At 40.4% G+C, this 13,879-nt stretch carries 6 protein-coding genes; all 6 read left to right on the forward strand.

The genetic code is table 11. The features are described 5' to 3' along the window. Nucleotides 1-7: 7 nt before the first annotated feature. On the forward strand, nucleotides 8-1,906 hold the full coding sequence (locus AC2TF6_RS03020; protein WP_491309838.1) for a beta-ketoacyl [acyl carrier protein] synthase domain-containing protein: 1,899 nt from the start codon (nucleotides 8-10) through the stop codon (nucleotides 1,904-1,906). Between the two features lie 37 nt (nucleotides 1,907-1,943). Then, nucleotides 1,944-3,185 carry an ACP S-malonyltransferase gene (fabD, locus tag AC2TF6_RS03025; RefSeq protein WP_491309839.1) on the forward strand — a complete coding sequence of 414 codons (1,242 nt, stop codon included), beginning with the start codon at nucleotides 1,944-1,946 and terminating at the stop codon, nucleotides 3,183-3,185. Nucleotides 3,186-3,205: 20 nt separating this feature from the next. Next, complete coding sequence (locus AC2TF6_RS03030; RefSeq protein ID WP_491309840.1) at nucleotides 3,206-7,876, forward strand: beta-ketoacyl synthase N-terminal-like domain-containing protein; 4,671 nt, start codon at nucleotides 3,206-3,208, stop codon at nucleotides 7,874-7,876. Between the two features lie 16 nt (nucleotides 7,877-7,892). Continuing rightward, nucleotides 7,893-12,788: an SDR family NAD(P)-dependent oxidoreductase gene (locus tag AC2TF6_RS03035; RefSeq protein WP_491309841.1), complete on the forward strand. Its 4,896-nt coding sequence runs from the start codon at nucleotides 7,893-7,895 to the stop codon at nucleotides 12,786-12,788. A 56-nt stretch (nucleotides 12,789-12,844) separates the two neighbouring features. Next, complete coding sequence (locus tag AC2TF6_RS03040; RefSeq protein ID WP_491309842.1) at nucleotides 12,845-13,579, forward strand: thioesterase II family protein; 735 nt, start codon at nucleotides 12,845-12,847, stop codon at nucleotides 13,577-13,579. 61 nt (nucleotides 13,580-13,640) lie between these two features. Beyond that, nucleotides 13,641-13,865, forward strand: coding sequence for a hypothetical protein (locus AC2TF6_RS03045; protein WP_377595389.1), 225 nt, complete (start codon nucleotides 13,641-13,643; stop codon nucleotides 13,863-13,865). Nucleotides 13,866-13,879: the final 14 nt, after the last annotated feature.

Here is a 13,879-nt window from a genome sequence, read left to right on the forward strand (position 1 = left end):
CGACAATATGATAACAACTAAAAAGACGAATGCAATGGACCTCGTTATCTCGATGTTCAAAGACGGAAGAATAGATAAAGCAGAAGCGGGTCAATTATTAAAGGGACTGAATTCGCAAAAGACACCGGTTGCTATAGTTGGGATGGGTTGGAAATCTCCTTTGTCTGATAATTATAAGGACATATGGGATGTAATATCGAACAAGCGCACGTTAATACAGGCATGTCCAAAGGATAGAATAACACGTGCCGCGCAATTGTTGGGTGGATTAGATACTGATGAGCGTAATTATCATTATGGTGCCATCTTATCAGATATCGATGAGTTTGATTATGAATTATTTGGTATATCGCATGAAGATGCATCCTTAATGGAACCTAGCCATAGAATCATGCTTCAAGCTGCATACCGGGCACTTGAAGATGCGGGTTATCTTGGCACAGACCGCAGAAATGAGATTACAGGGGTGTATATCGCCGCTAATTTTACTGCTAACCAAATAATTAATTATCTTAAGCATATCAATGATATTAACATGAAATCGTATATGTTGAATTGGACTAGCTTTCTTGCTACACGCCTTTCAAATCAATTTGATTTGCGAGGTCCTTCAACTGTGATTGAGAATAGCTGTGTTAGTGGTGCAATAGCGCTTTATGAGGCCTGCAATTTGCTTGAAATGGGTAAAATTACGTCAGCACTTGTCGGGGGAATTAATATTTCGCATTTGCTTGATAAAAGAATAATATTGAATGAAGTTTTTCATCATGCGCCGGATATTGCGAGTAAGGGCTTTGATGATGAGCCTGGTGGTAACTATGTAGGAGAAGGCGCAATCGCCTTGTATTTAAAGCCGCTTGATAAGGCTGTGGCGGATCAAGACCGGATACATGGGATTATCCGGGGGATAGATACAAATAACAGTGGCGGGGCGGCCGTTGACTTTCTGCAAACAAGTTCGGAAATGATTACACAAGTCGTACAGGGAGCGCTTATCGATGCGAATCTACGAGCGGAAGATATTACGTATGTTGACGGTGAAGGGTATTGTGAAAGAATTGAACAAGCGTTAGAAGTTAAAGGATTGATTAATGGCTTTCAAACTTCTACACAGAAAAAACAATATTGTGCACTTGGCCTAACGAGTGTGAATTTAGGCTATTCAGAAGCAATGCTAGGTTTGAGTAATGCTGTGTGTTGTGTGCTTGCCTTAAAGAATAAGCAGATACCGCCTGTCTATAAATTTGATACCCCTTCCTCCTATTTGGATTTTATCAATTCGCCATTTTATATAAACGACAAATTAAAAGACTGGGAAGTTGAGGAAGGGAAAAAACGTATCGTTGCCTCGTTTTCTTGTGGATATGGCGGTGGGAATGCACTTACCATATATGAAGAGTATATTCCCGATGAACAGAATTTTCAGCCATGGATTAAAGACTACTATTTATTTTGTATTTCGGGGCACACGCTTGTTTCCTTGCAACAGACAATCAGCAAATTTACGGAATTTGTAAAGCAATATAAGGATACGGAGACGGCTAACGTGCTTGATTTTTCCTATACGGTTCTAGCACGTCGCCCGCATTATAGTCCGTATCGCTTAGCGGTTGTATACCGTACATTTGATGACCTCTATGATACTTTAAGCCAATGGATCGTCCAAAACAAATCCAGTCATGATATTTACTATGATGAGAAAAGAAGAAAGAGCGTTGCAGAAAATCGTAATGTAGAGCAAGGCATGTTGTCTTCTTTTGCCAGGTATGATATGCGTGAAATCGCTGAGCACTATGTAAACGGTTATGCCATTGATTTTAATATATTGTTTCATGATGAACAACCCAGATTGATTGATGTTCCAGGTTACTGTTTTACACAATCGAAATGTTGGATAGGAGGGTAGATTAGGGCGTCAATGAACGTTCTAATCAATTATTATGATGAGAAAAGCATTCTATTTTCCGGGACAAGGTTCACAATATGTTGGCATGGGGAAAACACTATGTGAAAATTCTAAAATCGCTTCAGATGTATTTGCGGAAGCGAGTGATGCATTGTCATTTGATCTAAAGAAGCTGTGTTTTGAAAGTGATCAAGCGAATTTAACATTAACACAAAATGCCCAGCCTGCGATTTTAACAACAAGTGTAGCCATGTTTCGTGTACTGATGGATAGGCATATGATTAAACCTGACTTAATGGCCGGACATAGTTTAGGTGAGATTACTGCACTCACTTGCGCAGGTGCCATCGATTTTGCTGATGCGGTCAGAATTGTGCGTAAACGGGGAGAGTTGATGCAAGAAGCGGTTGCACCGGAAGCAGGCTGCATGGTGTCAGTGTTGACGCGTGATGTGGAGAAACTTGAGCATATTTGTCATTCGGTTACTCAATCAAACGAGTTGGTAAGTATCTCTAATTATAATTCACGCAAGCAAACCGTGATTTCCGGACATCGTAAAGCTGTTGATAAGGTTGTAACTTTACTGAATGAAGAGGGGCTAAAATCTGTTTATCTCAATGTAAGCGCTCCATTTCATTGTGGCATTATGCAACCAGTCGCAACGCTCTTTGAAGAAGAACTTAATAAATACCGGTTTACAAATTTCACGATACCTGTGCTTTCTAACGTAACAGCTAAGCCTTACCTTGGCAGTGAAGATATCATTCCTAATCTTACAGCGCAAATTTACACACCTGTTCGCTGGGTAGACTGCATGCTCTATGCTAAAAAATATATGATTCAGTATGGCGTGGAAGTAGGTCCGGGACATGTACTTAAGAACTTGATGAATAACATTTTCGGTGACACGCCTATATTTGCGTATGACCATACTAATGATATCGAAAAACTTGAAAAACACATTCAGAATACTGCTATTCCGTTTTTGTCCAGAAGTTTAGGTATTTTTGCGGCTACCCGTAATAATAATTGGGATAGTGAACAATACCAGCGAGGGGTTATTGAACCCTATAGCAAGTTAAGTGCACTTCAGAGCGAGATTGAAAATGAAGGAAGAATTGCTACTGAAGATGAGATGCAACAGGCTATTACGATGCTACTAACGATGTTCAAAACGAAACAAACAAGCCGGGAAGAACAGATCGCAAGATTAAAAGAGTTATTCAGAGATTCCAATACAGAAACCATTTTCGAGCATTTTGATTACAATGCAATCTAACAAAAGAAGGGGGCTATCCAGTGGATTTGAATATGATTAAGCAAATACCGTATTCGCTATCCGATTCCGATTGTCATGAACCTTCTGCTCAAGATATAGCGATCATTGGTTTACATGCAAAAGTTGGAAAAGCCAACAATGTTAATGAGTTTTGGGATTATATCCGCGATGGGATGGACCTGATCACTGATTTTCCGCAACAACGGTATCAGGATGCGGTTCGATCATATCAGTGCATGCAACAGAAGGAAATGCCTGAAGGTTTAGGGCAATGTGCTTATATGGATCGAATCGATTTATTCGATCCAAGTGTATTTAATATCTCACCTCGGGAAGCTGAATTCATGGATCCAGCGCAGCGTATGTTTTTGGAGTCGGCTTGGACAGCGCTTGAGGATGCCGGTTATGGTGGCGGTTGTTTAAAAGGAAGTCCGACAGGTGTGTTTTTAGGCTATACAAGTCCGCCTGATTCCTACCGTTCATTGCTGAAAGAGAGTGATGCGCATACGTACGGAATTTCAGTTTCTGGAAATGTGGATGCCATTATCGCAAGTAGAATTAGCTACCTATTAAATCTAAAAGGACCGGCAGTTAATATTGATACGACTTGCTCATCCTCTTTGGTAGCTGTGCATATGGCTTGTGAGCAAATCATTAATGGCAGCATTACAATGGCGATTGCGGGTTCTGTTCGCTTCAGACTAACACCCGCACCACAAGTGATTGAGAACAAGATGGGAATTGAATCTTCTTCTTCGAGAACGAAGACGTTTAACTATGATGCAGACGGTACAGGCACAGGAGAAGGTGTTATATGTTTTATCCTGAAGTCGTTACGCGATGCGGTCCGCGACCGCGATAATATTTATGCGGTTATTAAAGGAGGAAGTATCAACCAAGATGGAGCTTCGATTGGCATTACTGCACCAAATGCCGAAGCTCAGGAATCTGTCATAAGAGGCGCATGGAAAGACGCTCGAATCAATCCTGAGACGATATCATATATTGAAGCGCATGGTACAGCAACAAAACTTGGCGATCCTGTTGAAATTAACGGTATAGAACGTGCGTTCAGCCGAGTGACGGACAAGAAACAATTCTGTGCAATCGGATCTGTAAAGAGCAACGTGGGCCACCTTGATAGTGCAGCAGGAGCGGTAGGGCTGCTTAAAGCAGTTTTAATGCTAAAGCATAAGCAATTACCTCCAACGCTTCACTTCACGGCACCTAACCAAAAGATTAATTTTTCATCATCTCCTCTTTATGTTAATGATAAGTTACGTAATTGGGAGCCGACGCATTATCCAAGACGATGTGGCGTTAGTTCCTTCGGCATGAGCGGAACAAACTGCCATGTCGTTTTAGAAGAAGCCCCCCAAGTAGAGAGTGTAATAGATAGTCCAAAACAGTCCCGGATATTTACAGTTTCAGCCAAAGATGAACAGACTGTTCGCCGTTACATTGAGCTGTATAAGCAATACTTGACGCAAATGCCAAACTGCAATCTTGATGATTTATGCTATACCGCCAATGTCGGGAGAGTTCATTTTGAATGTCGTTTTGCGATGATTCTTCATTCTCCGGATGATCTTTTTGCGATTAGTTTCACACAGCATGCTAACGATAACCGGTATGTCTTTGGCGAACATAAAATAACGGATTCCGATATTACGGATGGATATATTCACCGCAATACGGTGCAATTACTTTCGCAAAAAGCTGCTGACATAACGCAGCAAATTATCCATGAGCCGGACGAAGGGCACCATAAGGAGTTATTAAATGAATTAATTGCACTATATGTCCAAGGTGCGGCTATTGACTGGGAACAATTATATGGAAAAGAAGAACGCCGTAAATTGAGCATCCCTACTTATCCGTTCGATCACAAAAGATATTGGGTTTCGTTACCGTCTAGACAAGAAAAAGAATTATTCGAATCTCGCAAAGAGAATCTTCATCCATTAGTTCATACATGTGTGTTAGATACCCATCGTATGCATGTATATATGACAAAGATGAATGTTGAACAATGCTGGGAATTAAAATGTCATATGATAAATGGTGTTCATGTTTTACCTGGCACTGTTTTTTTTGAAATGGCCGTATTCGTAAGTACTCGGTATTTAAAACATGCTCAATTTGATATTGAGAATCTATTATATTGTGTTCCATTTGCTTGTGGCAGGGATGAAACTCGTACGATTCATACCATCATAAGGGAGGAGCATGATGTCATTACGGTAAATTGCTTTAGCAAAAACGATAAGGAAGTTGAATGGATCCATCATTTAGAAGTATCTGTGCGCACAAGAAAACATGCATCCCCTAAAAATAGGTCAATCGATATCACTTCGATTATAGCTCGTTGTGAGGTAATGGATAAGCATACATCGTTGGCACCTAAATCAATTGTAGAAATTACAGGTAATAAGTGGAACAATCTATCGGCGCTTTATAAAAATGATAAAGAACTTTTACTTTGTTTCTCAGTTGATAAAACATTACTTGCAGAAGTGGATCAATATATACTGTTTCCGTCTTTACTAGATCCGGCAATTAATTCTGGCAATTTGATTATTAATGATGTATTTTTGCCGTTCTCCTGTGAACAAGCGCGCTTCTATCAACCTCTTCCGCCTAGAATGTATAGCTATATTAAACTAAAAGAGCAAGAACGTGTAACTCAGGAGTTTGCGGCTTTTGACGTCACGCTATTGGACGAGGATTTTCATGTCATTGGGGAGCTGAACAATTATGTTATTAAAAAAATCCATGACGAGGAGAACTTTATGAAGTCCTCCCAACAACAGTATAGAACGACACACTGGATTGCTTGCTCTGACCCCATTGATAAAACGGTGAATGTTGTGAAGGAAGACGATTGCATACTCATAATGTATCGTCGAGGGCAGCTTAATTCGTCTTTGATGTTGGAGATACGTCAGTACTTTGGAAAGCGGATAATAGCTGTAGAGTTAAATGAGACCTGTGATTTTGATACCATTCTATCTTCATTGGCGAAGGAGAATATTAAATATATTGTTCATATTGCTTCGCTTATTCATGAAGAGATGCAATCAGTCTCACAGGTTATAACAGAGATGGAGTTGCTCTTCAAAAGCACATTTAATCTGATAAAGGCCTTACTTAACCAAGATGTTCGTCATTCAATAAACTTGGTTATATTCACCTCAAATGCAACGAAAGTAACCGGTGAGGAAGAACGGATTCAACCGTTGAGCTACGGATTGAGTGGGATGGTCAATACGATCGGCAGAGAGTATGCGAACATAAAGACACGCGTAATAGATATTGATAACGATACGTCTGCAGATGTTCTAATCGAAGACATGCTTAGCAATGAATCGTTGCATGCTGTGTCCTATCGAAAAAATGTGAAGTATATGCAACAACTTAACAATGTCACACATGGAACAACCCTTGATGATGAACAAATGACGTTAGTCGATAACGGGGTTTATATCATCACCGGTGGGTTAGGTGGCATGGGGTTAGCCATTTCCCAGTACTTATTCCGCCTTAATCCTACTATTCATATCGTATTGCTTAACAGGACCTATTCAAGAGATACATTTTCGCTTCTATCGGAGCCTCTTGATCCAACTCTGCGTAAGAAACTGGAGCAGGTACAAAGCCTTTGGTCTCAAGGATATTCATTGGATATTATGCAGGTTGATATTGCTGACTATGTACAAATGGATGATGCATTACAGCAATTACGAGATGCACATGGAGCGATCCGCGGGGTAATACATGCTGCCGGTATTGCTGGAGACGGTTTCATTATGAATAAGACATGGCATACGTATGAATCGGTCTTAAGGCCGAAAATTGCCGGAACCTGGGTATTGCATGAACTGACGCGCGATGATCCGTTAAGCTTTTTTGTGATGTGTTCTTCTTACGCCTCCATATTCGGTGCAGCAGGACAAAGCGATTATGTCGCTGCGAATGCGTTTCTGGATAGTTTTTCATATTACCGCCGTACATTAGGATTGCCTAGTTTGACCATTAACTGGACAGGGTGGCGTGAATCAGGGATGGCGGTAGTAAGTGGCATACGCGAAGAAGGGGTGTATGTGCGATTCCTTAATGATGAAGAAGGAGCCGCCGCGTTCTGGCATGCCTTAAAAACAAAGCTGCCACAGGTACTGATCGGAGATATTGATTACAAAGCATTAGAAATAGAACATGACAATCTTATCATCAGTTTGTTTGAGAATGGCAGCAATCATAGAGGTAACGATCAGAGTCATTGGAGTAAGGGGACTAGCCTTGAGGATAAAGAGATCGTTGTGATCGGGAAGAGTATGAGCGATATTACGGATATTGAAAGAAATGTAATCTACGCTTGGTCGCAAACTCTCGGTAAAGATCAAGTGGATATCTATGCTAAATTTTTTGAATCGGGTGGCAATTCATTGCTTGCTGCATATCTTCAAAAAGAACTGGATAAGTTCTACCCCGGTATCATCGTGATTACGGATATGTTTGTGTATTCTACAGTAGTAGAAATCGCGCAATATATTGAGGCAAAGACAATGAAGAGCGACAAGATAACAGTTAAGAAAGAAAGTAGTAATAACATACAGGATATGGTTGACCAATTCGTTTCAGGTGATATGGATATGGAGCAGGTGCTAGCCTTACTTGATAAGGACAATTAAAAGGAGGGGTTTAGTTATGAACACTGTAAAAAGATTTATTTTAGATCAACTCAGCATGAAGCATATTTCCCAAACAGAAGCAGTAAATTTGTTAGCGAAGCTTCAACAAAATGAAGAAGAGAAATTAACCGAAATAGCGGTCATTGGCGTTGCAAACAGGCTGCCTATGGCAAAAAATCCAGGAGAATTCTGGAGTAATTTGGTAAATAGCAGGGTGTGTTTTGTACCGAAACCTGAAGATAGGCTCGTTTTTGACAAAATGCTCTTAAAGAATAGTGCTTTTGCCGAGTATATCGGCTATACACCTTCGCCAGAAAATTATGACAAACTTGAACAGTTTCAAGGTGGTTATATTACGGATTGGGATAAATTTGATGCAGGCTTTTTCGGAATTCCTCCCCGGGAAGCACGCTATATCGAACCTGAGCAAAGGGTATTCATGGAAACTGCGGTGACGGCTATCGAAGATGCCGGTTATAGCATTTCGTCGATAACCAATTCGAACATGGGGGTATTTGTAGGAAAAGATGAAACAAACTCTATCCATTATAAATACCTGACCGAAGATGATCAGATGAAACTAAGTGGATTTTGGAATGGGATCTTAGCAAGCCGTATTAGCTATACGTTTAACTTAAAAGGGCCCGCTCTCGTCCTTGATACTGCCTGCTCTTCCGGACTTGTCGCAATACATGAAGCGTGCAGTGCTCTTCGCAATCAAGAGTGTGATATGGCACTGGCGGGTGGAATTAACCTCGGCATCACGGGTCTAAATATGCAAGATAGTGATAACAAGGAAACATCAGATGAGGATATGAATATTATGGACACCGTCCAATCCAAGGACTATCGCATCCGCACCTTTGATAAGAAGTGTAGTGGTACGGTGTTCTCTGAAGGTGTTGTTGTATTCTTATTGAAGCCACTAAAGAAAGCGATAAAAGATGGCGACCACATTTACGGTGTGATAAAGGGGAGCTCGGTAAACAATGATGGGGCTTCAAACGGTATCACTGCTCCGAATCCGCTTGCCCAGGAGGAAGTCATCATTAATGCGTGGAAAAGAGCTAACGTTTCACCAGAATCTATCAGTTACGTCGAGACACATGGTACTGGAACGTTGCTCGGTGACCCGATTGAAGTTACTGGCTTATCTAATGCTTTTTCAAAATTTACGGATAAAAAGCAATTCTGTGGAATTGGTTCTGTGAAAACAAACATCGGACATACGGTCGGTGCTGCCGGTCCTACAAATCTATTAAAAGTTCTTCTATCTATGAAACACCGGATGTTACCACCGAGTCTTCATTTTGAGGAGACGAATCCATACATTAATTTTATCAATTCACCTCTATATGTAGTCGATAAATGCATGGATTGGGATAGCGGGGAAATGCCGCTGCGAGCAGGAATAAGTGCGTTTGGTTTTAGTGGAACCAATTGCCACATTATCGTAGAAGATTATAAGGATTCTGATCTGTTACCGGACACGACTTCAAATAATGTACTTACTCTATCGGCAAAAACTGAAACCGCTTTAATAAGCTTAATTCATAACTATGAACAATTTCTTGAGAATGAACAAGATATACCGGTCGGTAACCTATGCTATACGGCGAACACGGGCCGGGGGCATTATACCTATCGAATCGCTATTGTATTCAATACCCTCAAAGACCTAACAGACAAACTTGCTATTCTGAAACAAAACGATTTAAAAAATATGGTCAATCATAGCATTTACTATGGAAAAAATCATGTCGTATCGGATAAGCGGCAAAGTATAAATGAAGGCGATATTTCAACTAGTGAGCTATCTCGGATAACACAAGAAGCGCAAAAACTTGTTTTAACAGGGAGAGAGGTGAGTGAAAACATTTCACAACTTTCCAAGCTTTGTGAACTATATGTAAAAGGAGCCACAGTTGATTGGAAGCAGTTGTATCAAAACGGTTCATATAAGCGCGTTTCCTTACCAACTTATCCATTTGATAGAACGCATTATTGGGCTGAACCGATTACAATGGCACAATCTATTACTAGGAAACCGGATAATACGATATTACATCCGCTTGTTCATCAATGTATTGTTGATTCGATGAAGCAAAGTGTGTATCTCATTAATCCCGAACTAACAAAAGAATGGGTTGTTACCGACCATAAGCTTATGGGCACCCACCTGCTGGTCGGAACGGCATATCTTGAAATGATTAAAGAAGCATGCCAGCATTGTTTTAACAATGCAAATATTGTGATTCAGGATCTCGTTTTTATGGCTCCATTGTTAGCTTATGAGGGGGATATGGACATCCATATTGTTATTACCCAAAATGACGTTAATGCAGATTTTTCGGTTGTATCTAGGCATGAGGAATCGACTGGGGACGTGTGGATAGAACATTCCAAGGGTACGGTTTGTATGCATGATGATACGCCGCCTAAGCAGTTGCAATTTTCAGAAATAGAATCAGATCCCGCTTTGAAAAAGTTTAGTATTAAACAAGGATTGGAAGAAAAAGAACTAATTCTTAATAGTTGGGAAAGTGATAATTATTTTGGTGAGCGTTGGGAATCCATAATGAATTTCTTCACCAAAGCAAATGGTGATCGGGATGAGATTATAACCGAGATAAAAATTCCAGACAAGTATTTGTCTGATTTAGATCATTTTTCTTTCCATCCGGCATTGGTTGACAATGCAATTAATATACCTGTTATCCGACTTTATACGGGGGGGCGTAAACTATTGCCATTCTCGTATAAAAACTTAAAATTCTATCGCCGGGTTCCGAATCATTTTTATAGTAAGATTACTATTTTGACGAAGGATAATAACACGGAAGTTTTCTCGTTCCGCGTCTCACTCGTGGATATATCCGGCAATGTGATCGCAGAGGCGGAAGAAGTCACGCTTAGGCAAATTAGCAAAATGAATGAGTTTAAAAAGAACGCCTTTTACGGTATAAACTGGATGTTGCAACCTGCAACGATACAAAAAACTCAGAATGTGCAAGGTAATATATTAGTTTTTTGTGACCAGGGTGAATATTATGCTCGTGCACTTGCAGAACGAATCCAGCATCCAGACAGTCGGTTGTTCTTTGTCTCAATCGGACAAAAATTTAGCCAAATTGATGCAACCCAGTTTACTGTCGGTGAGGACGAGGAAGATTATGACAAACTGCTTGCTGCGATTGGTGTGAACAACCTTTGTTCAGTATATCACTTCAGTACCGTTAACTTTACACGAACAGACGTTTCGGCGGAGCGATATGGAGAAGAATTACATCAAGGTCTCTATAGCGTGGTTTATTTGACCAGAGCGATACTTAGAACGATCCGTGATTCTGTCGAGTTTGTATTGTTGACTGACTATGCACATGAAGTAACAGGGGAAGAAGCTTGTATCAAGCCTGCGCACGCAGCCTTTCTAGCAGTAACCAAGTCGACTGCGACAGAGTATCCTAATCTTCGCTATCGTTGTATCGACATAGATGAGGCAACAGATATGGAGACTGTACTAGATGAGGTATTGACGGAGAATCCAACCTTCCGCGTCGCATATCGAAACAATCAACGATTCACGGAGGCACTTACTGTGATCGAACAGAAACCAGAATCGATAAGGGAGCTGGAGATTAAGCCAACAGGCGTCTATTTAATTACAGGAGGTACCGGTGGATTAGGGTTGCAAATGGCAATAGATTTAGGAAATAGGGGAGCACGAACAATCTGCCTTCTAGCTCGTAAAGCATTGCCTGACCGGTCAACGTGGCAAACATTACTTTCGAATGGAGATCGTAAACTTAAAACCCTGATTGAATCGATCTTATATCTCGAAAACCTAGGGTGTACCATTTTGCTTCGCTATACGGATGTTGGTGATAGGGTACAGATGGAAAGTATTCTATCAGAGCTAAAAACCGCATATGGTCCTATTAATGGCATTATCCACTGCGCTGGAATGGCAGGAGATGGATTCCTGTTTAACAAAAATATGAATACATTTCATGATGTCATAAGACCAAAAATTAATGGTACGGTAGTATTGGACGCTCTGACGAGAGAAGAGACGCTTGATTTCTTTATCCTGTTTTCTTCGATGACGGCTTTATTAGGAGGACCGGGGCAAAGTGATTATACCGCGGCGAACGCTTTCCTTGATGCATATGCGCCGTACCTTCGGAAAAAAGGTATACCTGCGCAAACTGTGAATTGGCCAGGATGGAGTGAAGTGGGTATGGCAGTAGATTATCAGGTTGCTGATGCCGTTACCTTATTCCGTTCACTGGAGACAGAAGTAGCTATTCAGGCGCTAAATGAGATCATAAAGTACGATTTAAGTAATGTTTTACCAGGGCAAATCAATTACGACGTTCTTCAACAAATAGGGGAGAACAATCTTCCATTTAGACTGTCGGCATGGTTGAAGAAAAACCTTGATCGTCATATGAGTCGTCACAATACACAGAGAAAACAAGTAGCCAAACAAACGATTACACCAGAAGATATACACGTTATAGGTAAAAATGATAATTATACGACCACAGAGAATGAAGTGGCGTTCCGCTATGCTGTCGTTTTGGATTTAAGGGAGATTGATATCTATGAGAGTTTTAATTCTCTCGGAGGGGATTCAATTCATGCGATGGAGCTTTTAAAGGAACTAAATGCGATATATCCTAGAACGATTGATATTACGGATATTTTTACGCACTCTTCCGTAGAAGAATTAGCAGGGCTCATTGATAAGAAGCGCGGTATCGGTAAAGAACAATCCGATGACAAGGCGTTTATTGTACCGGATTATAAATTGTCAGATGACGATATTATGTCAATGTTAGACAATGTGGAAAAAGGCAATGTATCCTCTTTCGATGAAGCGATCAAAGTAATTAAAAGTAACAAATGATACATGATTGTTTCATCATATCTCGCATTGTCGTACTGTAGAAAGGGGTTATTGATATGGGCAATGAGATTAAACTGTTTTGCATTCCTTATTCAGGGGGGTCCGCCGAAGTATATCGCAAATGGAGCAAATCGTTATATAGCGAGATACAATTATTCCCTGTGGAATTGCCGGGTCGTGGCAAGAGAATATTTGAGCCACTTAAGGACGACATAGATAGTATTGTTGAGGATATCACTGCTACGATAGCAAGCAATGTTACTTCGAACGACGATTATGCGATATATGGACATAGTTTAGGTTCATTACTTACGTTTGAAACCTATTACAAGTTAATCGAGAACGGTGTTCATAAACCGCAGCATATTTTTTTTAGCGGACGTAACGCACCACAAAATATGCATAACCAAACTTCAATTCATCTATTGCCAGACGAGCAATTTTTGCATGCGGTTATGAGTTATGGGGGCAGTACGCATGAAATAATTCAAAATCCAGAGTTGCTTGATTTATTCTTACCGATATTGCGCGCTGATTTTAAGATATCAGAAACATATGGTTACCAAGAGAAAAAAGATAAGATCGCTTGTGATATTACAATCATTAATGGTCGCAACGACCACAGTGCTATAAGGTATGACATGGCCGAGTGGAAATATTATGCAGGTGGGGCAGCGAATTTTCATACGGTAGATGGTGGTCACTTTTTTATTACAGAGAATTATGGACCTGTTGTGGATATTATCAAGCAGACATTGACAATATCGGACAAAATTCTAGAAAGGCAATGATAGATCGTTTTATTGTAAAATAATCTTCTCTTATCTTAATTGGAAAAGAGGTTTTGAATCTATGAATAGCAAGATTATATGGGGGATAGTACTATTAGCACTGAGTTTGTTTCTTAAGCCAATAATGGCGATTGCGGGGCTGAATGAAAGGTTGTTCGGATTGCACTTGCAAGGTGAAACCTTGTTTTCATTGAGTCCATTCTTAGTTCGGATTATTTTAGCAGTAATTGGGGTTATTATGCTTATCATCGGCGGTATGCAAGCTGCAAACCAGAAGAAAAAATAATTGAAAGGATAGAG

Source organism: Paenibacillus sp. JNUCC 35, from assembly GCF_058269095.1.